Origin of the sequence: Novosphingobium percolationis, from assembly GCF_020179425.1 — a bacterium.
GTDB classification, from domain to species: domain Bacteria; phylum Pseudomonadota; class Alphaproteobacteria; order Sphingomonadales; family Sphingomonadaceae; genus Novosphingobium; species Novosphingobium percolationis.
In genome coordinates this window covers 188,271-212,384 of sequence record NZ_JAILYM010000003.1, presented here as the reverse complement: position 1 = coordinate 212,384, position 24,114 = coordinate 188,271, and the positions used below count along the sequence as shown (strand labels likewise).

The window sequence follows — 24,114 nt, the reverse complement described above, 5'->3', positions numbered from 1 at the left end:
GGGGAACACAGACAGTGGCCGAAGGCAGCGGCTCCGCAGGCGAGAGCCGATCGGGAGACGGAGACAGTAACGGCGCGCTATGGCGCGCGATCAAGGCTTTTTTCCGGGGTCCGGACCACGATCAGTCGCTGCGCGCGCAGATCGAGGAAGCGATCGAGGAGCACGAGCACGAGCCGGGCCACGACGAAGGCGTGGACGGCGATCTTGTCCCGCTCGAACGCCAGATGCTCAAGAACCTGCTCCATTTCAGCGAGCACGATGCCGATGACGTCGCCATTCCACGCGGGCAGATTGTCGCGATTCCGGCCGACTCCACCTTTCAGCAGGTGGTCGAAGCCTTCGCCGAACACGGCCACAGCCGCCTGCCCGTCTATCGCGACACGCTCGATGAAGTGATCGGCATGATCCACATCAAGGACGTGTTCCCGCACCTCGCCGCGCTCGCGCTCGAAAAGAAGGCACCGCCTGCCGACTGGCTCTCGCTGCTGCGCCAGCCGCTGTTCGTGCCGCAGGCGCGCGGCGCGATCGACGTGCTGGCCGACATGCGCGCCAGCCGCACGCACCTTGCGGTGGTGATCGACGAATATTCGGGCACAGACGGCATCATCACGATCGAGGATCTGGTCGAGGAAATCGTCGGCGAGATCGAGGACGAGCACGACGACGCGCCCGAGGAACTGCTGACCCGTCTCGATCCCGATACATGGGACGCCGATGCGCGCGCGGAACTGGATGACGTAAGGGAAATCGTCGATCCCCGACTTGCCGAAGTGGAAGAAGACGTCGATACGCTCGGCGGACTCGCGGTGATGCTCGCGGGTGAAGTTCCGCCGGTCGGTCGCGTGCTCGAACACGCCAGCGGCTGGCGCATCGAAGTCACCGAGGGCGACGAACGCCGGCTCACCCGCCTGCGCCTCCATGCCCCCAAGCCGCCCGAGGCCGAGGAAGAATGATCCGCCGCCTGCCCCCGCTGCGCTCGCTCGAAGCCTTCATCCGCGTCGTGCGCGCCGGAAGCGCAAAGACCGCAGCGGCGGAACTTGCGCTCAGCCCGTCCGCGCTGTCGCGCCGCCTGGCCGCGCTGGAGGAATTCGTCGGCAAGCCGCTGTTCGAACGCAAGCACCAGATGCTCAAGCTGACCGACGAAGGACAGTCGCTCTACGACGCGGTCGCGCCGCTGATGGACGAGATGACCGACCGCATCGACCGGCTGGTCGATACCGGCAAGGTCATGCGCCTGCGCCTTGGCGTGCTGCCGCTGTTCGGCAGCCAGCGTCTGTTCCCACGGCTTGGCGAGCTGCGCCGCCTGCACCCGCAGTTGCATATCGACATCGACAGCTCGAACGTCGCCGAAACCAAGCTGGGCGACACCATCGACGCCGCGATCATCCTGTCCGAAGGGCCGGACGCGACGCTCCATTCGGTGCGGCTCGATCACAACCGCGTCCACGCCATCGCGTCCAAGGCGCTGGTCGAGGAACTGGGCCCGCGCCCCGATGTCGCCAAGCTGTCGAAGCAGACGTTCCTGATCCATAACGACCTGCCGATGAGCTTCGAGGCGTGGAAGCGCGCCCTCCACATCGAGGCGCTGGAACCCGCCGCGATCGACCACTTCGATTCGGGCCAGCTGATCCTCGAAGCCGCCGCGCAAGGGCTGGGCATCGCGATCATGCACGATGACCACTACGTGCGCAGCCACGATCCCCGTCTGGCGCGGGTCTACGACATCGACGTCGACAGCCCCTATTCCTACTGGTTCGTGTGTCGCCCGCGCGCGCTGCAATCGCGCCCGGTGCGGCTGTTCCACGACTGGATGCTGAAGGCGGGCCTGTGATCGCGTTCCGCACAGTGCGCGCGGTACGCATCCACGTGCCCGTCGCGCCTGAGACGCTGGCCGCGCTGCTGGCAGGCGAAAGCGCCGCGATGGAGCGCGACCCGGTGCTGTATGCCATGCTCGCCATCGTACGCGATCAGCCGGCGCTCGGCGACTTCGGCCTCTACAACGGCGTCGCCGAAATCGCGCTCGGCTGGGAGACATTCACCCCCGGCCCCGATGCCGTGCCCACGCTCGGCACGGCAGACGAAACCACGTTCTCGCCCACCGTCACCGTCACGACATGGCTGCGCGACGATGCGGCAGAAACCGACGTCGACGCCGCCCTTGCCGCACTGATGTCCGCCCATCCATGGGAAGTGCCCGTGATCGAAGTGACCGAAAGCCGCCTGCTGCTGCGCTGAGCGCTACAGCACGAAATCCTCGGCAACGAGGGCCACGCCCCCGTCGATGCGAATGGCGAAATCGGCCGATCCGTTGCCGTCGATGTCCCCTGTCACCAGTCCCACGCCCAGCGCCACGGCATAGCGCAGTTCGCCCGCGTGCTTGGTAAAGGCAGCCTCGCCAATCCAGGTGAAAGCGTCGTTGACACTTGTCGTGCTCTTGATCGCATCGAGCGCCGACAGGTCGATCAGGTCGCCCTCGGCATGGCTGAAATCGTAGATCTCGTCGGCGGCGGGTGCGGCCTTGCCTGCCAACTCCTTGATCGTGGCGAACCGGAACACGTCCGCCCCGCCTCCACCCACGGTCAGGTCGCGGCCTTCCCCGCCCACCAGCACGTCCGCTCCTTCGCCGCCCACGAGCCTGTCGGCACCTGCCCCGCCTTCCAGGCGGTTGGCCCCGGCGTCGCCCACCAGCAGGTCCGCGCCCGCGCCGCCCACCACGTTCTCGATTCCCGTAAGACTGTCGTTCCCCGCGCCGGTCGCCTGCAGTCCCTGGATATCCAGCCCCACCTTCACGCCGCTGCGGATCGCGGAATAATTGGCGGCATCGATCCCTTCGCCACCCGTCAGCACATCGTCGCCCGCCCCACCATCGAGCAGGTCGTCGCCTGCGCCGCCATCCAGCGCGTCGTTGCCTGCACCGCCGTCGAGCGTGTCGTTGTCACCCTCGCCGTTCAGCACATCGTCGCCTGCATTGCCCCGCAGCACATCGTTGCCGCCACCACCACTCAATCCATTGGCGGTGGCGCTACCCAGAAGGGTGTCCGCCCCCGCACCGCCGATGGCGTTCTCGATCGTGCAGTTGAAGGCGATGCCGATGTTCTTCGTGAGCGAGACCGTGTCGTAGCCCAGCGAAGAATAGGCGCCTGCCGTCAGGTCGATCGTGCAGGCGCCGGAGAAGGCGGCGACGCTGAACGTATCTGTGCCGCCCGCATCCCAGATCGCCTCGAACGACGGCGCAGTGGGGGAGAAGGCGTAGACATCGTCGCCGGTGTGCCACGCCATGTTCGCGCCGTAGATCTTCTGGATGGCCAGGATGTCGTAGACCATCGGCGACTTGATCAGGTATTCGTTGGCTCCGGTTTCGGGTTTGTGCCACCAGACCTTGTCGGGATCGGTGTACGACATGATCGTGTAGCGCCGGTTGTCGAAGCCCGAAGGGATCTTTGCGCCTTCGAACGGATGCTTGAGGCCCAGCGCATGGCCGATCTCGTGCATCATCGCCATGTAGTTGTAAGTGCCCGGCGCAAAGGACTGGCCGATGATCGAATCATCGATCCAGATGTCGCCGTGGGCGTTGCTCATCCCGTCCGACACGCCCAGCGCATAGCCCCAGTAGGCGCCCGGCACCGCCGAGGTGAAGGCGACGCGGATATCACCGACCGTCCCGTCCGCAGTCTCGGCCACTTGCATGAAGGCCACGTTGGCCACGTTCGACCATGCGGTGAACGCCCCGGCGATCTGCTGCGCCTGCGCCGCGCTGACCGGCGCCGTGACCGCCGCCACGTTCTCGCCCCGCCCATAGTTGGGTGCAAAGACGCTGGCCGCGCCATCGACCCAAGGGAAGCTGTACGTCACTTGCGTGACGCCGCCTGCATCCTTGGTCGACCACGCCACGCGCGAACTGACGAGACCGGGAAGCAGCCCGTCGATGAACTTGTTGCCGCTCAGGCCATAGCGAGCGACCGGCGAGGTCTGGGTATAGAGCGCCATCGGCAGTGCCTCCGCGCAGGGTGGAACCGCGTGCCCTGCGCGATCGGGAATGCCCGCCAGGCCTGAACTTCGAGATAATCCCGGGGCCGCAAGGCTGCGCAGCTCTACGTGCCTTGCGTTTACCCGAATTTCCGCCCCTTGCCCGCCAACGCGCACAGGGCCGCGCCGCTCAAGGGTAAATGCACCCGCTTACCCCCGCATCGACCCCGTCCGCACGAAGCGTTCGTGCCAGGCAAGCGACTGCCCCAGCAGCGAGGGCGAATGCTTGCCATAGGAATCCCGCAGCGCGCGGCTGTAGTATTCCTCGAGCATCGCGCGATAATCGGGGTGCACGCACTTTTCGATCACGACTTGCGCGCGCTGCTTGGGGGCAAGGCCACGCAAATCGGCCAGCCCCTGTTCGGTGACAATCACCTGCACGTCCTGATCGATATGGTCGACATGGCTCACCTGCGGCACGATGGTCGAGATCGCCCCGCCCTTGGCCGTCGAAGGCGCCATGAAGATCGAGATATAGGCGTTGCGCGCAAAGTCGCCCGAACCGCCGATGCCGTTCTGGATGCGCGAGCCCATCAGCTGCGTCGAATTGACGTTGCCGTAGATGTCGGCCTCGATCATCCCGTTCATGGCAATGCAGCCCAACCGTCGGATCAGCTCGGGATGATTGCTGATTTCCTGCGGGCGCAGCACGATGCGATCGCGAAAACGCGCCATGTCCGAATTGAGCGCGTGCGCCGCCTCGGGGCTGAGCGAGAACGCGGTGGCCGATGCCATGCGCAGCTTGCCCGAGGCCAGCAGGTCGAGCATCCCGTCCTGCAACACCTCGGTATAGGCGGTCATCGGCTCGAACGGGCAGTCCGCCAGCCCCGCCAGCACGGCATTCGCGATGTTGCCCACGCCCGATTGCAGCGGCAGCAGCGAACGCGGCAGGCGCCCCACCTTCACCTCTTGCGCGAGGAAATCGAGCAGGTGCGCCGCGATGGCCTTCGCCGCCGCATCCGGCGCCTTGAACGGCAGGTTGCGGTCGGGGCAATCGGTCTTGACCACCGCGATCACCTTGGCCGGATCGCAGCGCAGCGTCGGCTGGCCGATGCGATCATCGGGGCGCACCAGCGGGATCGGCACGCGGTTGGGCGGCAGCGCGGTGCCGTAATAGATGTCGTGCATCCCCTCCAGCGCAGGGTTCTGCCAGTGGTTGACCTCGAGGATCACCTTGTCGGCGCGATCAAGCCAGGTCTTGTTGTTGCCCACCGACGAGGACGGCACCAGCGACCCGTCGGGCAGGATCGCGGTCACTTCCACCAACGCCACGTCGAGCGGGCCGAGGAAACCTTCCCACGCCATCGGCGCCACTTGGCTGAGGTGCATGTCGAAATACTGCATCGTGCCAGCATTGATCTGCTCGCGCGCGATCGGGTCGGAATTGTAGGGCAGGCGGAAGTCGATGCCCTTGGCCTTGGCCAGCGCGCCGTCGAGTTCCGGGCCGGTGGAGGCCCCGGTCCACACCTTGATCGAAAACGGATCGCCCGCCGCGTGCGCCGCCTCGATCCGGGCGGCGAGCGCCTGCGGCACGGCCTTGGGATAGCCCGATCCGGTAAACCCGCTCATGCCCACAACGTTGCCCGGCTCGATCAGCGCGGCGGCAGCGTCTGCCTCCATCACGCGGGCGGCAAGGGCGGGATTGGCAATGCGAGCGGTCATCGGTCGTCTCCGTGTCGGAATGCCCAAGCCCCTAAGCGCCTGTTTCGGCCACGATAACCACGACTTCGGTCTAATGCGCGACGGAAAATGCGCGCACGCCCCGCGCAAAAGAAAAGGGGCGGAATGGCCCGCCCCTTCGCTCAATCTCGCATCTTCGCCGCTATCAGGCCGAAACGATGCTCGCCTTGTTGATGACGCCAGGCTTCGCCGGCGGTTCGCCCTTGGGCAGCGCGTCGACGTGTTCCATGCCGCTCTCGACTTCGCCCCACACGGTATACTGCTTGTCGAGGAAGCGCGCGTCGTCGAAGCAGATGAAGAACTGGCTGTTGGCCGAGTGCGGATAGCTTGTACGCGCCATCGAGCACACGCCGCGCACATGCGGCGCGTCGTTGAATTCGGCCTGCAGGTCGGGCTTGGACGAACCGCCCATGCCGGTGCCTTGCGGGCAGCCGCCCTGCGCCATGAAGCCGGGGATCACGCGGTGGAACTTCACGCCATCGTAGAAGCCTTCGCCGACCAGTTCCTTGATCCGCTCGACATGGCCGGGGGCCAGATCGGGGCGCAGGTTGATCACGACGTCGCCGGTATCGAGCGACAGCACCAGTTTTTCGTTCGCCATGGAGTTGCGTTCCTCTATCGTTTGCCCGCCGATATAGGGGCTTCCCCAACAAAGTCACGGGGGCGAGGCCAAGGCGGTTGCTTTTGGCCGACCATCGCCTAATCCCGACCCGATGGAGCGCGAGGAAGACCGGGTCGAGACTCTCCTTGCCGACGGCCTCCCCGACCAAGCGGGAGACACGCCGCCGGTCGATGAATCGCGCCATTCGGAAAGCCTCGATCAAGACGATAACACGCTCAAGCCGCGCTTCATCCGCAAGGTTGCCGAAGCGCTCGATGCCGACGATCAGGAGCGCGTCTACAACCTCGTAGAGCCGCTCCACCCGGCAGACGTGGCCGACCTTTTCGAACTGATCGGCTCGGACTACCGCGCCCCGCTGGCGCGCGCGATCAACGACCTGCTCGGCTCCGAGGTGATGGCCGAGATGAACGACTGGGTCCGCGAGGATCTGGTCGACGATCTCGAGCCGGAAGAGGTCGCCGAACTCGCCGAGCAGATGGAGACGGACGACGCCGTCGCCATGATCGAGGATCTCGACGAGGAGGACCAGCAGGCCGTCCTCGCCGAGATGGAGCCGGAAGACCGCGCGGCCATCGAATCCGCGTTGTCCTTCCCGGAAGAATCCGCAGGCCGCCTGATGAGCCGCGATTTCATCGCGGTGCCCGAACACCTGACCGTGGGCGACCTGATCGACTACATGCGCGAAGGGCGCGATCTCGCCACCGAGTTCTGGGAAGTCTTCATCGTCGACCCCAAGCATCGCCCGGTCGGCACCTGCATGCTCTCGTGGATCCTGCGCGCCCCGCGCAGCGTCGCGCTGGCCGACGTGATGAAGCGCGACCAGACGCTGATCCCGGTGACCATGGATCAGGAAGAGGTAGCGCTCCGCTTCCAGAAGTACGCGCTGATCTCGGCCGCGGTGGTCGACGATGCCGGTCGCCTTGTCGGCCAGATCACCGTCGACGACGTCGTCCACATCATCCAGGAAGAAGCGGGCGAGGACGCCCTGCTGCTGTCGGGCGCAGGCGAAGGCGACATCAACGAGCCGCTGCCGCGCACCATCCGCACGCGCATGGTCTGGCTGTTCATCAACCTTGGCACCGCGATCCTTGCCTCATCTGTGGTCGCCCTGTTCGAAGCCACCATCACCCGGCTGGTCACGCTGGCGGTCCTGATGCCCATTGTAACCGGCATGGGTGGCAATGCCGCCACCCAGACGATGACGGTGACGGTGCGCGCGCTCGCGACCAACCAGCTGACCAGTTCGAACACCTGGCGCATGATCGTGCGCGAATGGTGGATCGCGTCCGCCAACGGCTGGGGCCTCGGCCTGCTGATGGCGTTGACCTGCCAGGTCATCTATCAGGACTGGATGCTGTCGTTCGTGCTGCTGCTGGCGATGATCCTCAACAGCATCAACGCCGGGCTTTCGGGCGTGCTGATCCCCTTGGGGCTCGACAAGCTGAAGATCGACCCCGCCGTCACCTCGACCGTCTTCGTCACCACGATGACCGATACCTTCGGCTTCTTCTTCTTCCTCGGCCTGGCCGAACTGTTCGCGCTGCACTGAAGGCCGGTTTGCAAGCGCGCCCGACGCTGCCTATCTCGTCCTCATGCCGCTGCACATGACCAAGGTCGCCTACGGGGCGCAATCGCTGGAAGAAGTCCACGGCTGGTTCGCCTCCCGCGGCACCGAAGCGCGCCTGACCACGCGCTATCTGCCCAAGCGGCATGAAGAGATGGTCGGCGGCTCGCTGTTCTGGATCCTCAAGCACCAGCTTGTCGCGCGCTCGGAAATCCTCGGCTTCGAGGAAACGCCCGATGGCCGCACCGCCATCGTCATTTCGGCCAAGCTGATCGACGTTCACCCCAAACCCAAGCGCGCCCACCAGGGCTGGCGCTATCTGGCCGACGCCGACGCGCCGCGTGATCTGGCCGACGGCGAAAGCGCGGAGATGCTGCCGCCATCGCTGGCCGGTGAGCTGGCGAAGCTGGGACTGGTGTAAGGCGGCCACCGCCCCCTCACCCTACCCTCGTCATCCCGGGCTTGACCCGGGATCCCGCTTCCTTGTCAGGCGCCCCAACAGCGGGCCCAAGGTGAAGCCCTGGGCGATGGTAGGTTTCAATGGTTAGGCAGGGTGCCGAAGCGGCAGGAAAGGGGGGACGCGGACGCATCCGCCCCACATAGCTTACGCCACCGGCATGAGCAGCGCCCGCTACGCCTCCCCGGACGCCCCCAACGCAGCGGCAATATGCTCCTCCGCCGCCGTCGCTTCGGCTACCAGCGAGCGTAAGGCCTCGGCGGTGTCCTTCAGCAGCCTCGGGCTGATCTCTCGTTCGCCGCTCACGAAGCGGCGCAGGGCGCGTTCATCGATTCCCAGCCGCCGCGAACTGGCAGTGGTGCCGCCCAGCACCTGAATGCAGTGGGCGAAGTGATCCTGCAGCGACTCCGGCGTGGTCATGGCGCCCTTTCCTTGTGGTCAGCGTGATCGTCGCCCCTAGCGGGAACCTTGTGCAGGCTCCAGCCTCCTAGCCCGCTTCTGCCGCCCGCTCGCGTTCCTTCTGCACCACCTTGCGCAGCACGTTGGCGTACGTCTGCGGGTCCTGCGCGCCCGGAACCATGAATTTGCCGTTGATGACCATCGCGGGCACGCCGCTGACGTTCATGTCCCACGCCTGCCGCTGCCCGGCCATGACCAGCCGGTCGATCTCGGGATCGTCCAGCGCGGCCTCGGCAGCATTGCGGTCGAGCCCCGTCTCCTCCGCGATGTCGAGCAGCACGTCGCGGTCGGCCATGGCGCGGCGCTGCTGGAAATGCGCATCGAACATCGCGTGCTTCAGCCGCCCCTGCACCTGCGGCCCCAGATCGCGCAGCGCCCACACCAGCAGGCGATGCGCCAACCTCGTGTTCCACATCCACGCAGGCGGCGCCTCGCCTTCGCCCGTATAGTCGAACGAATAGCCCGCGCTTTCGCCGATCGCCTTCATGCGCGAGCGCCCTTCCGCCGCCTGTTCGGGCGAAGTGCCATACTTGCGCCGGATATGCGCGGCGCTGTCCTCGCCTTCGGGCGGCATGTCGGGGTTCAGCTCGAAGGGATGGAAGCGGATCTCCGCCTCGATCTCGCCTTCCAGCGTGTCGAGCGCCTTTTCCAGCTGGCGCGTGCCGATCACGCACCACGGGCACATCACGTCGGACCAGATGTCGACGATCACTTTGTCGGGAGCACTCATTTTGCCAGCCACCACTTGAGCAGATGATGCGCCACCGCGAAGGGCGGGGGCGCAATGAAGGCGCCGGTCTCGTCGCCCGACATCGCCAGTTCGACTTCGGCGCGCGTGAACCAACGCGCGTCGTCCAGTTCGGTTTCGTCGATGGTGATCGTCTTGTCGTCGGCCACCGCGCAGCAGCCGATCATCAGCGATGAAGGGAACGGCCAAGGCTGGCTGGCGACGTAGATCACGTCGCGCGCCTTCACGCCCGCTTCCTCGAACACTTCGCGCGCGACGGCTTCCTCGATCGATTCGCCCGGTTCCACGAAGCCCGCCAGCGCCGAATAGCGCTTGGGCGGAAATCGCGGCTGGCGGCCCAGCAGCAGTTCGCCATCGCATTCCACCAGCATGATCGTCACCGGATCGACGCGGGGATAATGCTCGGCCTTGCACGCCTCGTTGGTGCAGTTGCGCTGCCAGCCGCCCTTGGCGAGCGTGGTGGCGCTGCCGCACTTGGCGCAGAAGCGGTGCCGCGCATGCCAGTCGACCAGGCTGCGCGCGCCGCCATAGGTCGCAAGGTCCGCGCCCGGCAGGTCGGACATCGCCTGCCACAGCCGCGGATTGGGCGGCGCCACGCTGCCCACCAGACGCGGCGCCACTTCCGCAAAGCACCCGCGCCCGTCTTCCGACAAGCCGAGGAACACCAATTCCGCCGCCGGGTCCGCATCGGCCAGCGTGCCCCAGGCAAGGCCACCGTCATCGCCGATCACCGGGTCGATCCCATCGAGCTTGAGCAGCCGCGCACGCCAGTTCATCAGCCCCGCCAGTTTGTCCGCATCGGCGCGGATATGGTCGGCGCGGTCTAGGCCGGACCCTGCAAAGGCAATCGTCTTTTCCACCATCAAGCAGCCCTCTTTCTCGCAATCACGTCGGCAAGCACAGCCGCCCTGAATTCATCCTGCACCGGCAGCGCGCCGGAAGGCATGTACTGCGTGTAGAGCGCCGCGCGCAGGCCGATGCGCGCATTGATGAAGCCCACGGTGCCCGCCGCGCCCGACCAGCCGAACGATCCGGCATCCTCGCCCAGCCCCACCCGGCCCCCCGCGCCAAAGCCGCCACCCTTGACGAAACGGTCCTCGACCACGGCGGCGGGCGGCAGCAGGTCGCTCGTGCCCAGCCGCACCGCCGCCTCGTCCATGATCCTCGTTCGCCCAATGCGCCCGCCGTTCGCCAGCATCATCAGGAAGCGATCGTAATCGCGCGGGGAAGACACCAGTCCCGCGCCGCCAAAGGGAAACGCAGGCCTTTGCAGATAGATCGATGACCGCGCCGGATCGAGCGGCACCGGCACATCGCCAAACAGTCCGTAATTGCTCGTCAGCCGCCACGCCTGCCTTTGCGGCACGGTGAAATAAGTGCTCGCCATCCCCGCCGGGCCGAAGATCCGCTCCTGCAGAAAGGTATCAAACGGCTGCCCCGCCACCACTTCGATCACCCGGCCCAGCAGGTCGAGCGAGACCGAATAGGACCACCGCGATCCCGGCTCATAGACCAGCGGCATCTCCGCCAGCCGGTCGGCAAACACGGCAAGGCTCGGTGCCGGATTCTCGGCATAGAGTCCCGGCACCGGCACGCGACTCACTTGCGCGGGCACCAGCCCGGCCTTTTCGTAAGCCGCCTTGATCGGCCCCGTCTGGGTAATGGTGTACCCCAACCCCGCCGTATGCGTCAGGAGGTGGCGGATGGTCATGGCAACTTGCGCCGGACGTAGCTGATCGAGCGGGCCATCGGGCGTGACCTGCACCTGCATCTTTGCGAACCGGGGCAGAATATCCGCTACCGGCTGGTCCAGCCCCAGCCTGCCTTCGCCGACAAGGATCATCGCCGCCATGCCGGTCACGGGCTTGGTCATCGAATAGATGCGGAACAGGCTGTCCGCGCTGATCGGCACGCTCTGCCCCCGCGTCTCGACCCCGCGCGCAATTGCCTCGACCGGAGCCTCGCCCCAGCCGATCGCCGCGACGAGGCCGGAAAGCTTGCCGCCACCCGCATAGCGATCGACCAGCCCCGTCACTGCCGGATAGCGCGCATCGATCGCCGCCGAGGCCAGCGCCATGCGCGGATCGAACGCCAGCCCGGCGCCGAGCAAGGCACCCGAACGCAGGACATCCCGCCGCGATGTGGTTACGCCCAAGCCCTTACCTCTCCGCCAGCGCCAACCGCGCCGCCTTGGCGAACACGGTGGGCAGGCCCGCCGCCTCGATATCCGAGACCGGCCACCATTCTCCCGCAGGCAGACTAGCCAATTCGGGCGCAGCGCAAAGCATCAATTGCAATTCGAGATCGAAATGGGTGAAGCCGTGCCGAACCACCCCGCCCGAACGCCATTCGCCTCGCGCAGGAACGCCCGATCCATCGCCCTTGGCCGACCAGCCATCGTCGGGCAGAGCGCGCATCCCCCCCAGCATCCCGCGCCCTTCGCGCTGCACCAGCAGCACCGCGCCAGCGCGTTCTATCCAGAAGGCGCGCCCCTTGCGCACCGGCTTGGCCTTCTTCGCCGCCTTGACCGGCAGGCGCTCCGGCGCGCCCTGCGCAAAGGCGGCGCAATGCGGGCGCAACGGGCAGAGCAGGCAGCGCGGCGCCTTCACCGTGCACACGGTCGCGCCAAGGTCCATCATGCCTTGCGCAAAGTCGCCCGCCCGCGCGTCCGGCGTGATCCGGTCCGTGGCCACGCGGATCGCGGGCCGCGCGCCCGGCAAGGGGTCATGAATCGCGAACAACCGCGCCACCACGCGCTCGACATTGGCGTCCACCACCACCGCGCGCTGGTCGAAGGCGATCGCCGCCACCGCAGCCGCTGTGTAGTCTCCCAGCCCCGGCAGCGCACGCAACCCTGCCTCGGTATCGGGAAAAGCCCCCAGCCGCGCCACTTCGCGCGCGCAGGCCAGCAGGTTGCGGGCGCGGGCATAATATCCCAGCCCGGCCCACGCAGCCATGACATCGGCATCGTCCGCCGCCGCCAGATCCTGCACCTTCGGCCAGCGTTCGAGGAACTTGGCGAAATAGGGCCCGACCGCCGCCACGGTCGTCTGCTGGAGCATCACCTCGGACAGCCACACCCGATAGGGCTCCTGCCGCGCCTCGCCCGGCAAGCGCCGCCACGGCAGCCGCCGCGCGTGCGCGTCGTACCAGGCGAGCAGCGCGGTCGATGCGGCCGTATCGACCGGAACGGGGGGTGAAGTCGTCTCGCCACTGGCCTGCATCGCGCCGCTATGGCATGGCGCAAGGCGATATGGAACGCGATCCCGCCAAGCCCCGCCGAAGTGCCCCAAAGGCTGGTCAGAAGGCCGGGACTCCGCGCGAATACGAACGCCCGCGCGGTGGCGAGGCGCGACAGATCGCCGACCTGATGCCCGCCATCGGCCGCACCGCCTTCCGCCGCTTCGGCTTCGTGCAAAGCTCGGTCGTCACCCGCTGGCCCGAAATCGTGGGCGAGGCGCACGCCCGCCATTGCGCGCCCGAATCGATCCGCTTTCCCCCGGGCGAAAAGTCCGACGGCATTCTCCAGCTCGTCGTCACGCCCGCCTACGCGCCAATGATCCAGCACGTCACGCCCGAGATCATGGAGCGGGTGAACCGCTTCTTCGGCTATCGCGCCGTTGCCAAGATCAAGCTGCGGCAAGGCGTGGTTAAGCCTCCGGTCGCCAGCAAGGAACAGCGCACCAGCACCGCGCCGCCGTCGCTCAAGCCGATCCCCATGGAACTCGGCGACAGCTTGCGCGATATCGGCGATCCGGAATTGCGCACGGTGCTCGAATCGCTGGCGCGAAGCCTGGGTGAAGCGAGCCAACAGGGCAGGAAAGAAACGAAGTGATGCAAACGATCCTCCGCAAGCTGGGCCTCGTCGTGCTGGCCCTGTTCGGTGTGGCCGCGCTCGCGGGTGCCGGGAAGCCGCTGCCGCAGAACGGCCAACGCAACTGGAACGCCACCGTTACGCGCACCGCCACCGGCAGCCACGTCCTCGGCAATCCCGCCGCCAAGGTGAAGCTGGTCGAATACATCAGCTACACCTGCCCCCACTGCGCCCATTTCGAGCGCGAATCCGACACGCAGTTGCGCCTCGGCTTCATCGCCACCGGCAAGGGCTCGATCGAGGTGCGCAGCTTCGTGCGCGATGGCATCGACATGACCGTCGCCCTGCTCACGCATTGCGGTGCGCCCAGCCGCTTCTTCGCCAACCACAGCGCCTTCCTGCGCAGCCAGGACAACTGGATCGCGCCTGCCACCAGCGCCACCGATGCTCAGAAGCAGCGCTGGTACAATGGCCCGCTGCCCGCACGCACCCGCGCCATCGCGTCGGACCTGCACTTCTACGACATCATGGAAAAGCGTGGCTATTCACGCGCGGAAAGCAACCGCTGCCTTGGCGACACCGCGCTCGCGGCCAAGCTGGCGCAAGCGACGCAGGACGCCGCCGACAAGGGCTGGGTCAACGGCACCCCCGGCTTCCTGCTCGATGGCGTGCCGCTCGCAGGCACCTATTCGTGGGCCGCGCTGAAGCCGCAACTCGAAGCCCGTCTCGACTGATCCGCCGCCAGACGGCCAATCCCCTCCACTTATTCGGGAACCCCAGATGAAGCTCGTGACCGCTCGCCTTGCTCTTCTCGCCCTGCCCCTCGCGCTCGGCCTTGCCGCCTGCGGCAAGAAGGACGCGCCTGCCCCCGAAGGCCAGATCGCCGAAGGCGCGCCCGTCGCCGCCGTCGCCCCGCCTGCGGGCAAGGTCTGGTCCGATGTTATCGCCACCACGCCCGAAGGCGGCTACCTGATGGGCAACCCCAACGCGCCGATCAAGGTGCTCGAATTCGGCGCGCTGTCGTGCTCGCACTGCGCCGCCTTCTCCAAGGAAGGCTTTCCCAAGCTGCGCGACGAATACGTGAATTCGGGCAAGGTCAGCTACGAACTGCGCCTGTTCATGCTCAACGCGCTCGACATTCCGGCCGCGATGCTCGCCACCTGCGGCTCGCCGGAAGCGGTGATCCCCTTGAGCGAACAGTTCTGGGACTGGCAGCCCAACATGTTCGCCAATCTGCAGAAGGCGGGCGATGCCGCCTACAAGGATGCCGCCGCCTCGGCCCCTGCCCAGCGCTTCACCAAGATCGCCACGCTTTCGGGCATGACCGAATTCTTCAACGCGCGCGGCATCTCCGCCGACAAGGCGAGCAAGTGCATCACCGACGTGACCAAGGCCACCGCGTTCGCCAACGCCACCGACAAGGCCTCGCAGGACTACGAGATCACCGGCACCCCCACCTTCTTCATCAATGGCACCAAGGCCGGCGTCGCCAGCTGGGATGCGCTGGAACCGATGATCAAGAAGGCTGGCGCGCGCTGATGCCCGCTCGCCGGTAGGGGCCTTGGGGGGGCCGGGACCGATGCAGTTCAAGCGCTTGAAGCTTTCGGGCTTCAAGAGCTTTGTCGAGCCTGCCGAACTGCGCATCGAACCCGGCCTTACCGGCGTGGTCGGCCCCAACGGCTGCGGCAAGTCCAACCTGCTCGAAGCGATCCGCTGGGTCATGGGCGAAAGCTCGGCCAAGTCGATGCGCGGCGGTGGCATGGAAGACGTGATCTTCGCCGGCACGGCAAACCGCCCCGCGCGCGCCTTCGCCGAAGTCCTGCTGACGGCGGAAACCGATCCCGCCGATGCCCACGGCGGCGAGCTTGAAGTCGTCCGCCGCATCGAACGCGGCGCAGGCAGCGCCTATCGCGTCAACGGCCGGGACGTGCGCGCCAAGGACGTCGCGCTGATCTTCGCCGATGCCGCCACCGGCGCGCACAGCCCCGCGCTCGTCAGCCAGGGCCGCATCGCCGCCGTCATCGCCGCCAAGCCAACCGAGCGGCGCATGATGCTGGAAGAGGCCGCCGGGATCGCCGGTCTCCACGTCCGCCGCCGCGATGCCGAACAGAAGCTGCGCGCCACCGAAGCCAACCTCGCGCGGCTGGACGATATGCTGGCGGGCCTCGAAAGCCAGATCGGCGCGCTGCGGCGGCAGGCCCGTGCCGCCGAGCGCTACAAAGCGGTCAGTGACAGGATCCGCGTGGCCGAAGCCCGCCTCGTCTTCGCCCGCTGGCGCGATGCCGCCGCCGCCGCCGATGCTGCGCGGCTCGAAGCGAAAGGCGCGGAACAAGCCGTCGCCCTCGCCCAGACCGCCGCCGCCGAAGCCCAGAAGGCACAGCACGCGGCAGGAGAAGCCCTCGCCGCCGCGCGCGAGGAACTGTTCGACCGGCGGCAGGATTCCGCCGCGCAGGGCCAGCGCATGGCCAGCCTCACCGCGCAGCTCGAAGCCGCCGAGCAGCGCCTTGCCGACATCGACCGCCAGTTGCGCCGGATCGACGAGGACCGCGCCGCCGCCGACCGCATGACCACCGACGCCGCCGCCGCGCTCGCCCGGCTGGAAGGCGAAGTCGCCAATGCCGAAGCCGCGCTCGCCGCCGACGAAACCCGCCGCCCCGCCGCTGCCCGCGCGGTCGAGGATGCCGAGCGCGCCTCGCGCGCCGCCGAACTGGCGCTGGCCCAGAAAGTCGCCGAACAGGCAGGGATCGACGCCGAATGGCGCGTTGCCGAAGCCGCCGTCGCCGCCGCTCGCCAGCGCGTCGCGCGGATCGATGCCGACCTGTCGCGCCTTTCCCAGCAAGCCGATGCACTGGCGCGTGAACCCGACCCTGCGCTCCAGATCGCCGAGGCAGAAGGCCAGCGCGCCACCGCCGCCGCCACGCTGGCCGAAGCGCAGGCCCGGCGCGAAGCCCTTGCCGCCGAACGCGAAGCCCTCACCACCGCGCGCGATGCCGCCGGCAACGCGCTCGCCGCGGCCCGCGCCGATCTCGCCGGGGTGGAGCGCGAAGCCGATGCGCTCGCGCGGGACAAGGCCGCGCGCGACAAGGCCGCCGCCGCCAAGGGCAGAGGCCCCACCGCGTTGTCCGGCAGCCGCGTCACGCCGGGCTACGAACGCGCGCTCGCCGCCGTGCTGGGCCGCGACGCCGCCGCGCCCGTCGGCCCCGCGCCCGCCGGGGCCGATGGCCGCTTCTGGACTGGGGCACACGCGCCCGAACCGCTGGCGGATTCGCTCGCCCACCACGTCCCTGCCTGCCCGGACGAACTCAAGGCCCGCCTCGCCCTCGTCCGCGTCGTCGAAACCGACCTCGGCCAGCCGCTCGCCCCCGGCGAATGGCTGGTGACCAGGGCCGGGCACTTGCGCCGCTGGGACGGCTTCGTCGCGCGCGGTGAAGGCGCCGCCGAAGCCGCCGCGCTCGAAGCCGAGAACCGGCTTGCGGATTTGCAGGCCCGCCTCCCCGCCTTGCGCGCCGCGCTCGCGACGGCGGAAGCCGCCGATTCCGAAGCGCGCACCGGCCTCGCCCGCGTCCAGACGCAGATGACCGAGACCGAGCGCGCGATCTCCGCCGCGTCGGATGCCGAGCGCACCGCCCTGCGCGCGCTCGACGCCGCCGAAGCCGCCCGCGCACGGATGGACGCACGCCGCGCCGAACTCGATCGCGTCACCGCCGATCTCGGCGAGCAGCGCAAGGCGGCCGCGTTGGAATTGGAGGGCGCGGACTCCAAACGCGCCGCCCTGCCCGATCCCGAAGCGGGTCGCGCGGCGGTCGATCTGGCACGCACGCGCAACGAGGCGGGCAGGGTAGCCTTGCAGTCCGCTACGGCGGCTTCAGCAGCGCTTGAACAGGCGCTAGCGGTCGCCAAGGAGCGTTTAGGTGTCGTTCGGGTCGACATTCGAAACTGGCAATCGCGCGCCGGGGACGCCGCCAAGCGGCTGGCCGACATGACCGGACGCGCCGAGGAACTGGCGCAGGAACGCCTTGTTTTTGCAGCCAAGCCCGAAGGCCTCATCGCCGAGATCGAACAGGGCGAGGCCATAAGAAACCGCATAGCGAACGACCTTTCGGCCGCAGAGGCAGCTCTGGCGCAACGCGAGACCGCATCGCGCGCCGCCGACGCCCACCTCGCCGCCTCCACCGAGGCGCTCGCCAGTGCCCGCGAAGCGCGCGCAGGCTCCGCCGCCCGCGCCGAGAACGAGGATGCGCGGCGGCAGGAAATGGCTGGAATTTCAGGCGAAAGGTTCCAGTGTCCGCCCCCGCTTCTGCCCGAACGCTTCGCCTTCGCCTCCGCCGAAGTCGGCACATCGCAGGCCGAATCCGCCGAGCACGACCGACTCTCCGCCGAGCGCGAACGCATCGGCCCGGTCAACCTCGTCGCCGCCGAGGAATTGGCCGAAGCCGAACAGCGCCATGGCACCTCGATCACCGAACAAGCCGAACTTGTCGAGGCTGTTCATAGACTTAGAGGCTCGATCGGCAACCTCAACCGCGAGGGACGCGAGCGCCTGCGCGCCGCCTTCGAAGCCGTCGACGCCCACTTCCGCCGCCTCTTCGCCCGCCTGTTCGGCGGCGGCGAGGCGCACCTTGCGCTGGTCGATAGCGACGATCCGCTGGAGGCGGGCCTCGAAATCTTCGCGCAACCACCGGGCAAGCGCCTGCAATCGCTGACTCTTCTGTCGGGCGGCGAACAGGCGCTGACCGCCGTCGCGCTGATCTTCGCACTGTTCCTGACCAACCCCGCCCCGATCTGCGTCCTCGACGAAGTCGACGCGCCGCTGGATGACGCCAACGTCGAACGCTTCTGCGACATGCTTGACGCAATGGTAGGCGAAACCACCACGCGCTACCTCATCGTTACGCACAACGCCGTGACGATGAGCCGCATGCACCGCCTGTTCGGCGTCACCATGGTCGAAAAGGGTGTCTCGCGCCTTGTCAGCGTGGACCTTGGTGGCGCGGTCGACCTGCTGGCGACGGCCTAGAAGCCTAATTCAGTCCAGCACGAAGCGCGGCCCAGGTCCGGCGGCCCCGGCGCGGTCCTCCTTGTTGTAGAGCGCGCAGCGATCGAGGCTGAGGCAGCCGCAGCCGATGCATTCGTCGAGCTTGTTGCGGGTGCGCGTCAGCAATTGGATGCGCCGGTCGATCTCACCCCGCAAGGCGCGGCTGATTTTTTGCCAGTCGAGCACGGTGGGCGTGCGCCCCTGCGGCAGCGTGCCCAGCGCCTGTTCGATCTCGGCAAGGCCCAGCCCCAGCTTCTGCGCGATCAGCACGAAGCTCAACCGGCGGATGTCGGACCGCAGGAAGCGGCGCTGGTTGCCGCCCGTTCGGACAGATTGCAGCAGCCCGCGCTCCTCGTAGTAGCGGATCGCCGATACCGCCAGGCCCGTGCGCCGCGCCAGTGTGCCGATGGGGATCAGGTCGTTGCGATTCACCCGGAGTCCTTGCCCAAGTAGCTTGACCTCAAGTCAGCTTGAGATTGCATAAACGGGCGTGTCGATTCGAACAAGACTTGAGAAAGGACATTAGGAAATGCCCGTAGCCCGCCTCGAACACGTCAATATCCGTGTGAGCGATCCGGACCGCACCGCTGCGTTCCTTGGCCAGCTGACCGGGTGGCAGGAACGCTGGCGCGGCCCCGCGATCGACGATGGCTGGACCATCCATCTGGGCGCGGAATTCGACTACATCGCGCTCTACACCCCCAAGGAGCCGGTGGAAGGCCGCTTCGAAAAGGGCACGCCGCTCCAGCACATCGGCATCGTGGTGGACGACCTCGATGCGGCGGAAGCGATCGTGCAGGCGCACGGCCTCGTGCCTTTCAGCCATGCCGACTACGTGCCCGGACGGCGCTTCTATTTCTACGACTGGGACGGGATCGAGTTCGAGCTGGTCAGCTACGCCTGAGCCGCAAGGCCCACGACAAGGCAAGCCAGCGCCATCAGCAGGCCGGCGAAACGGTTGGAGCGGAACTTGACCAGCGGGTCCGCTTCATCCTCCTTCAGCGTCAACACCTGCCAGCCAAGATGCGCGGCCATCGGCAGCAGCGCCAGCAGCGCGTAAGGGTCGGGCCGCGAGAGCCAGAACGCGCCCGCCCAGCACGCCACCGCCATGGCATAGAGCGCACCCACCCCGGCGCGCACATGCCGCCCGAACGACAGCGCCGAAGACCCGATACCGATCAGGGCGTCGTCCTCGCGGTCCTGCAACGCATAGATCGTGTCATAGGCCATGCACCAGGCCCAGCACCCGGCGTAGAGCAGGCCCAGCGGCGCGAGGCGTTCGAACCCGGTCGCCTCGACCCACCCGACCGGCGCGCCCCAGGTGAACACCAGCCCGAGCCATGCCTGCGGCCAGCCGGTGATGCGCTTCATGAACGGATAGGCCGCGACGAGGCCGAGGCTGCCCAGCGCCACCACCTGCGCCTGCCAGCGCAGTTGCAGCAGCACCACGAGGCCGACGGCGCAGAGCGAGAGCAGCCAGATCCACGCCTGCTTCTTCGAGACGCGCCCGCTCGCCACCGGCCGCGAGGCGGTGCGCGCCACGCGAGCGTCGAGATCGGCATCGACCACGTCGTTATAGACGCAGCCCGCGCCACGCATCGTGATCGCGCCCAGCAGCATCCACAGCGCAATGCCCCAGCGGGCCGCTCCCCCGCCGAGGAACAGGCCCCACAGACAAGGCCAGAACAGCAGCCACCAGCCGATCGGCCGATCGAACCGCGCGAGTTGGGCCAGATCCCGCAGCCGTTGCGGCAGGCGCGCGACGAGGCCCTTGTGCTCGCTGTCGGGGACGATGTCGGGACGTGCGGATGCGCCGGTCATGGCGAGCGGCATAGCCCTGCCCCGCGCGATCGGCTAGAGCCTGCGGCCATGCCCGCTACTCCCGCTTGGCCGCCCAAGTCCGCGCCCCGCCTATTCGTGCCCGGCCCCTTGTCCGAAGGCGCTGCCGTCGCGCTGGATGGCGGACAGTCGCATTATCTGGGCAAGGTCATGCGGGTGGCCACAGGCGATGCGGTGATCCTGTGCGACGATGCGACCGGCGAATGGTACGCGCGCGTTGCGCAAAGCGGCAAGCGCGACGTGGTGCTGTCGGTCGAAACGCTGCTGCGCCCGCGCGAATCGGTGCCCGATTTCTGGCTCTGCCCGGCGCTGCTGAAGAAGGACCGCTTCGACCTGGTGCTGGAAAAGGCAACGGAACTGGGCGTTTGCGAGGTTCGCCCGGTGCTGACCCGGCGCTGCGTGGCGGACAAGCTCAATCCCGAGCGCGCGCGCGCGATCGTCACCGAAGCGGCGGAACAATGCGCCCGCACCGCGCTGCCCGCACTGGCCGAACCGGTAAAGCTCGACGCGCTCCTGCGCGACTGGCCCGAAGGGCGCGCGCTGTTCTTCGCCGACGAAAACGGCGGCGCGCCTGCCGCCGCCGCCTTTGCCGCGCATTCCGGCCCGGCGGCGCTGCTGGTAGGCCCCGAAGGCGGCTTCGACGATGCCGAGCGCGCCGCGATCCGCGCGCATCCGGCGGCCCGGGCGATCACGCTGGGCCCGCGCATCCTGCGCGGCGAAACCGCCGCCATCGCCGCCACGGCGCTGTGGATGGGAACAAGGGGCGATTGGTCCGCCACGGGCTGAGCCGCCGATTGCCACTGGCGCATTGCCCCTTGGCACATTACTTGAGCGCGCATGAGCACCCGGCAAGTTTCAGATAGCAACGAACCCCTGATCGAAAGCCGCGACCAGCTCGTGGCCCCCATGGCCAAGGGCGAAAAGCCACGCGAGCGCTGGCGCATCGGCACCGAGCACGAGAAGTTCGTGTATCGCACGGCCGATCACCGGGCGCCTTCCTATGGCGAACCGGGTGGTATCCGCGACCTGCTGATGGCGCTGACCGAATACGGCTGGGAGCCGGTCATGGAGGGCGGCAACGTCATCGCCATGAGTGGGCCCGATGGCGCCGTCAGCCTCGAACCGGCAGGGCAGCTCGAACTGTCGGGCGCACCGCTCGAAAACCTGCACCAGACCTGCGCCGAAACCGGGCGTCACCTCGCACAGGTGAAGACCATCGGCGACAAGCTGGGCCTTGGCTATCTCGGCTTGGGCCTTTGGGCCGACAAGACCCGCGCCGAATTGCCGATCATGCCCAAGGGCCGCTACGAGATCATGCTGCGGCACATGCCGCGCGTGGGCACGATGGGCCTCGACATGATGCTGCGCACCTGCACCATCCAGGTCAACCTCGACTACGCGAGCGAGGCCGACATGGTGAAGAAATTCCGCACCAGCCTGGCCCTGCAGCCGCTGGCCACCGCCCTCTTCGCCAATTCGCCGTTCCTGGAAGGCAAGCCCAACGGCTTCCTGTCCTATCGCAGCCACATCTGGACAGACACCGACCCCGCACGCACCGGGATGCTCGACTTCGTGTTCGAAGACGGCTTCGGCTACGAACGCTATGTCGACTACATGCTCGACGTACCGATGTACTTCGTTTTCCGAGACGGCAAGTACATCGACGCCTCGGGCCAGTCGTTCCGCGACTTCCTGGACGGCAGGCTGCCCGCGCTTCCCGGCGAAAAGCCGCTGGAATCGGACTGGATCGACCATCTTTCCACCGCCTTTCCCGAAGTGCGGCTGAAGTCCTTCCTCGAAATGCGGGGCGCGGATGGCGGCCCGTGGAGCCGGATCTGCGCGCTGCCCGCGCTGTGGGTCGGCCTACTCTATGACCAGGGCGCGCTCGATGCCGCGTGGGATCTGGTCAAGGGCTGGGACATGGACGGGCGCGAGCGCCTGCGCGCCGAAGTGCCCAGGCTTGGCCTCGATGCGCCGCTGCCCGGTGGCGGCACCTTGCGCGATGTCGCGGCCGAAGTGCTGGCCATCGCGCGCGGCGGCCTTGCAGCCCGCGCGCGGCTCAACGATGCGGGCGACAACGAGACCGGCTACCTGCTGCCGCTCGACGAGATCGTCGCAACAGGCAAGGTTCCGGCGCAGCGCCTGCTTGACCTGTACCACGGCGAATGGGGCGGCGATCTGTCAAAGATCTACGAAGCCAAGAGCTTCTGAGCCGGAGTGGCGCGATGATTATCGTGATGGGAACGGTTCGGGTTCCGGTGGAAAATATCGCCGCGATCGTCCCTGCGATGGAACGGGTGGTGCGGGCGACGCGAGCCGAAGACGGCTGCATCGCCTATGCCTATGCGCAGGACATTCTGGAGCCGGGGCTGATCCACATCAGCGAGAAGTGGCGCGATCGCGCCGCTCTGGCCACACATTTCAAGGCACCGCACATGGCCGCCTGGGTGGCCGAGCGGGCCGATCTCGGCCTTTACGATCGTCAGATCCGCTGCTTCGAAACCGACGAGGGCGAAGTCCTCTAGAGCTGTAGTTCCTGCCGCCGCGCGGTCAGCCGGCGCCACAGCTTGGTCAGCGGCGCGGTGATCAGCCCGTGCTGCGCCATCCACGCGTAGTAGTCGCGGTACTTCGCATCCTCGGCCAGCAGGTGCCTTTCCTCGGTCTTCGCGCGCCAGAAGTAGACGGCGCTCACCAGCCCCAGCGTCACCGTGTTGCGGATCACGTCGACCAGCGAACCACTGGTGGCGAGGTAGGGCATCGAAGCCAGCCACCAGAAGCTGTTCTTGGCGAGATAGGCCGGGTGTCGGGTGAAGGCGTAAGGTCCGTTGGTCAACACGCCACGATAGGTGAGGTTGGAAAAGCGCAGCCCGAACGCCACCGTCGCCCAGGCATAGATTGCGGTCAGCACCACCAGCGCCGCACCCCAGATCCACAGCAAGGTATCGTGCCCTGCCAGCCAGTAGTTCCATTCGGCCGTGTTCGGGCGATAATCCAGCACGTCGCCCCCGCCCATCAGGATGAACGGCGGATAGCACATCAGCGCCGCCACCCAGCCGCCCAAGTAGGGGTTGGCCGTGCGGATCTGCGCATCGAGCGGCTTCATCGTGACGAGATAGCCGACCATCGCGATCTGTACGTCGATCATGAACATCGTCTCAACCATCACGTTGGTCAGCGCCACCGGGCCCATATGCCAGGCCGCATTCCAATCGAACGCGACCACGCCCATGAAGCCTGCGGGCAGGATCGAGATCATGAAGGCGCAGAAGAAGCCCTTCACCGCCCAGCCGCGCAAGTGGTGCGCGACTTCCGCGCGGCTGTACGGTTCGCGCCCGATCAGCATCGCGCCAAAGTGCCAGGCACCATCGCGCGGGTTGACCAGCACCCGATCGAGCCAGAGCACATAGGGGATCGACAGCAGCACCATCAGCGGCGCGGCCACGCCGAGGATGTTCATGGCGAACAGGTAGGCCCCGCGCCAGTACCAGCGGCCGAGGCAATAGAGCACCGCGATCAGGCCCCAGGTGGTCCAGAGCCCGGCGATCTTGGTGATTGAGATCGTGACGACATCGCGCAACGGGCGCGGGTTGTTCCAGTCGATGCCGGTCGAGGGGCGCAATTGGACCTTGTCCACCAGCAGCGACCAAAGCACCATCGGCGTGCCCGAGAACAGCAGCGCCGCCAGCGCCGCGCTCGCGCCGTCGAGCCGCTGGCGCGGGCCGGGCAGTCCGAAGGCATCGGTGATCGCGGGCCAGTTGCGGCAGATCATCAGCCACACGAGCAGTCCGACGACGCCGGACAGGCCGACGCCTGCCGAGACATCGCTGGCCGGGAGGCGCGCAGGAACGGGTTGCTCAACGCTCATGCGCA

24 protein-coding genes are annotated in these 24,114 nt (G+C 67.4%); 13 read left to right on the top strand and 11 right to left on the bottom strand.

Annotation, left to right across the window (positions count from 1 at the left end; all coding sequences use genetic code 11):
* Positions 1 to 14: 14 nt before the first annotated feature.
* The 3 genes from K3A84_RS09465 to K3A84_RS09455 are packed head-to-tail and all read left to right on the top strand — an operon-like array spanning position 15 to position 2,235.
* Positions 15 to 953 carry a hemolysin family protein gene (locus K3A84_RS09465; RefSeq protein WP_225009094.1) on the top strand — a complete coding sequence of 313 codons (939 nt, stop codon included), beginning with the start codon at positions 15 to 17 and terminating at the stop codon, positions 951 to 953.
* On the top strand, positions 950 to 1,831 hold the full coding sequence (locus K3A84_RS09460) for a LysR substrate-binding domain-containing protein (protein ID WP_225009093.1): 882 nt from the start codon (positions 950 to 952) through the stop codon (positions 1,829 to 1,831). The genes K3A84_RS09465 and K3A84_RS09460 overlap by 4 nt, the downstream gene beginning before the upstream one ends.
* Positions 1,828 to 2,235: a hypothetical protein gene (locus tag K3A84_RS09455; RefSeq protein ID WP_225009092.1), complete on the top strand. Its 408-nt coding sequence runs from the start codon at positions 1,828 to 1,830 to the stop codon at positions 2,233 to 2,235. The genes K3A84_RS09460 and K3A84_RS09455 overlap by 4 nt, the downstream gene beginning before the upstream one ends.
* Before the next feature lie 3 nt (positions 2,236 to 2,238).
* Here the strand turns inward: K3A84_RS09455 and K3A84_RS09450 are convergent, their stop codons facing one another.
* From K3A84_RS09450 to K3A84_RS09440, 3 genes are all read right to left on the bottom strand, one after another.
* On the bottom strand, positions 2,239 to 3,987 hold the full coding sequence (locus K3A84_RS09450) for a M10 family metallopeptidase (RefSeq protein WP_225009091.1): 1,749 nt from the start codon (positions 3,985 to 3,987) through the stop codon (positions 2,239 to 2,241).
* Between the two features lie 189 nt (positions 3,988 to 4,176).
* Positions 4,177 to 5,688 (bottom strand): acetyl-CoA hydrolase/transferase family protein, encoded by a 1,512-nt coding sequence (locus K3A84_RS09445; RefSeq protein WP_225009090.1) that lies wholly within the window; start codon positions 5,686 to 5,688, stop codon positions 4,177 to 4,179.
* A gap of 163 nt (positions 5,689 to 5,851) precedes the next feature.
* On the bottom strand, positions 5,852 to 6,307 hold the full coding sequence (locus K3A84_RS09440; RefSeq protein ID WP_225009089.1) for a peptidylprolyl isomerase: 456 nt from the start codon (positions 6,305 to 6,307) through the stop codon (positions 5,852 to 5,854).
* Positions 6,308 to 6,419: 112 nt separating this feature from the next.
* Between K3A84_RS09440 and mgtE the strand changes: the two genes are divergently transcribed.
* Positions 6,420 to 7,877 carry a magnesium transporter gene (mgtE, locus tag K3A84_RS09435; RefSeq protein ID WP_225009088.1) on the top strand — a complete coding sequence of 486 codons (1,458 nt, stop codon included), beginning with the start codon at positions 6,420 to 6,422 and terminating at the stop codon, positions 7,875 to 7,877.
* A 43-nt stretch (positions 7,878 to 7,920) separates the two neighbouring features.
* Positions 7,921 to 8,313, top strand: a complete 393-nt coding sequence (locus K3A84_RS09430) for a DUF1489 family protein (protein ID WP_225009087.1) — start codon at positions 7,921 to 7,923, stop codon at positions 8,311 to 8,313.
* Positions 8,314 to 8,523: 210 nt separating this feature from the next.
* Here the strand turns inward: K3A84_RS09430 and K3A84_RS09425 are convergent, their stop codons facing one another.
* The 5 genes from K3A84_RS09425 to K3A84_RS09405 all read right to left on the bottom strand — a co-directional run bounded on the left by K3A84_RS09425 (position 8,524) and on the right by K3A84_RS09405 (position 12,780).
* On the bottom strand, positions 8,524 to 8,769 hold the full coding sequence (locus tag K3A84_RS09425; RefSeq protein WP_225009086.1) for a hypothetical protein: 246 nt from the start codon (positions 8,767 to 8,769) through the stop codon (positions 8,524 to 8,526).
* Positions 8,770 to 8,836: 67 nt separating this feature from the next.
* Positions 8,837 to 9,538, bottom strand: a complete 702-nt coding sequence (locus K3A84_RS09420) for a DsbA family oxidoreductase (protein ID WP_225009085.1) — start codon at positions 9,536 to 9,538, stop codon at positions 8,837 to 8,839.
* Positions 9,535 to 10,419 carry an NAD(+) diphosphatase gene (gene nudC, locus K3A84_RS09415; protein WP_225009084.1) on the bottom strand — a complete coding sequence of 295 codons (885 nt, stop codon included), beginning with the start codon at positions 10,417 to 10,419 and terminating at the stop codon, positions 9,535 to 9,537. The genes K3A84_RS09420 and nudC overlap by 4 nt, the downstream gene beginning before the upstream one ends.
* The gene (locus K3A84_RS09410) at positions 10,419 to 11,711 is read right to left on the bottom strand and encodes a serine hydrolase domain-containing protein (RefSeq protein ID WP_225009083.1); all 1,293 of its coding nucleotides are present in this window, start codon (positions 11,709 to 11,711) and stop codon (positions 10,419 to 10,421) included. Before K3A84_RS09410 ends, nudC begins: the two co-directional genes overlap by 1 nt.
* A 4-nt stretch (positions 11,712 to 11,715) precedes the next feature.
* A complete protein-coding gene (locus K3A84_RS09405) occupies positions 11,716 to 12,780 on the bottom strand; it encodes an A/G-specific adenine glycosylase (protein WP_225009082.1) in 1,065 nt (354 codons plus the stop codon).
* 29 nt (positions 12,781 to 12,809) lie between these two features.
* Between K3A84_RS09405 and K3A84_RS09400 the strand changes: the two genes are divergently transcribed.
* From K3A84_RS09400 to K3A84_RS09385, 4 genes are read left to right on the top strand one after another with little or no spacing between them, the layout of a single operon-like run.
* Positions 12,810 to 13,391, top strand: coding sequence for a DUF721 domain-containing protein (locus tag K3A84_RS09400; protein WP_225009430.1), 582 nt, complete (start codon positions 12,810 to 12,812; stop codon positions 13,389 to 13,391).
* Positions 13,391 to 14,104, top strand: coding sequence for a thioredoxin domain-containing protein (locus tag K3A84_RS09395; RefSeq protein WP_225009081.1), 714 nt, complete (start codon positions 13,391 to 13,393; stop codon positions 14,102 to 14,104). The genes K3A84_RS09400 and K3A84_RS09395 overlap by 1 nt, the downstream gene beginning before the upstream one ends.
* 46 nt (positions 14,105 to 14,150) lie before the next feature.
* Positions 14,151 to 14,909: a DsbA family protein gene (locus K3A84_RS09390; protein WP_225009080.1), complete on the top strand. Its 759-nt coding sequence runs from the start codon at positions 14,151 to 14,153 to the stop codon at positions 14,907 to 14,909.
* A gap of 40 nt (positions 14,910 to 14,949) precedes the next feature.
* The gene (locus tag K3A84_RS09385; protein WP_225009079.1) at positions 14,950 to 18,387 is read left to right on the top strand and encodes a chromosome segregation SMC family protein; all 3,438 of its coding nucleotides are present in this window, start codon (positions 14,950 to 14,952) and stop codon (positions 18,385 to 18,387) included.
* Positions 18,388 to 18,396: 9 nt separating this feature from the next.
* Here the strand turns inward: K3A84_RS09385 and soxR are convergent, their stop codons facing one another.
* Positions 18,397 to 18,837, bottom strand: coding sequence for a redox-sensitive transcriptional activator SoxR (gene soxR / locus K3A84_RS09380; RefSeq protein ID WP_225009078.1), 441 nt, complete (start codon positions 18,835 to 18,837; stop codon positions 18,397 to 18,399).
* A gap of 97 nt (positions 18,838 to 18,934) precedes the next feature.
* Here soxR and K3A84_RS09375 point away from each other — a divergent pair, with 97 nt between their 5' ends.
* The gene (locus K3A84_RS09375; RefSeq protein ID WP_225009077.1) at positions 18,935 to 19,309 is read left to right on the top strand and encodes a VOC family protein; all 375 of its coding nucleotides are present in this window, start codon (positions 18,935 to 18,937) and stop codon (positions 19,307 to 19,309) included.
* Here the strand turns inward: K3A84_RS09375 and ubiA are convergent.
* Positions 19,300 to 20,238, bottom strand: coding sequence for a 4-hydroxybenzoate octaprenyltransferase (ubiA, locus tag K3A84_RS09370; protein WP_225009076.1), 939 nt, complete (start codon positions 20,236 to 20,238; stop codon positions 19,300 to 19,302). The genes K3A84_RS09375 and ubiA overlap by 10 nt on opposite strands.
* 36 nt (positions 20,239 to 20,274) lie before the next feature.
* Between ubiA and K3A84_RS09365 the strand changes: the two genes are divergently transcribed.
* From K3A84_RS09365 to K3A84_RS09355, 3 genes are read left to right on the top strand one after another with little or no spacing between them, the layout of a single operon-like run.
* On the top strand, positions 20,275 to 21,030 hold the full coding sequence (locus K3A84_RS09365; RefSeq protein ID WP_225009075.1) for a 16S rRNA (uracil(1498)-N(3))-methyltransferase: 756 nt from the start codon (positions 20,275 to 20,277) through the stop codon (positions 21,028 to 21,030).
* Positions 21,031 to 21,081: 51 nt separating this feature from the next.
* Positions 21,082 to 22,455 carry a glutamate--cysteine ligase gene (locus tag K3A84_RS09360; protein ID WP_225009074.1) on the top strand — a complete coding sequence of 458 codons (1,374 nt, stop codon included), beginning with the start codon at positions 21,082 to 21,084 and terminating at the stop codon, positions 22,453 to 22,455.
* A gap of 14 nt (positions 22,456 to 22,469) precedes the next feature.
* The gene (locus K3A84_RS09355; protein WP_225009073.1) at positions 22,470 to 22,769 is read left to right on the top strand and encodes a putative quinol monooxygenase; all 300 of its coding nucleotides are present in this window, start codon (positions 22,470 to 22,472) and stop codon (positions 22,767 to 22,769) included.
* Here K3A84_RS09355 and K3A84_RS09350 read toward each other — a convergent pair.
* Positions 22,766 to 24,109: a methyltransferase family protein gene (locus K3A84_RS09350; protein WP_225009072.1), complete on the bottom strand. Its 1,344-nt coding sequence runs from the start codon at positions 24,107 to 24,109 to the stop codon at positions 22,766 to 22,768. The two genes, K3A84_RS09355 and K3A84_RS09350, sit on opposite strands and share 4 nt — an antisense overlap.
* Positions 24,110 to 24,114 lie beyond the last annotated feature (5 nt).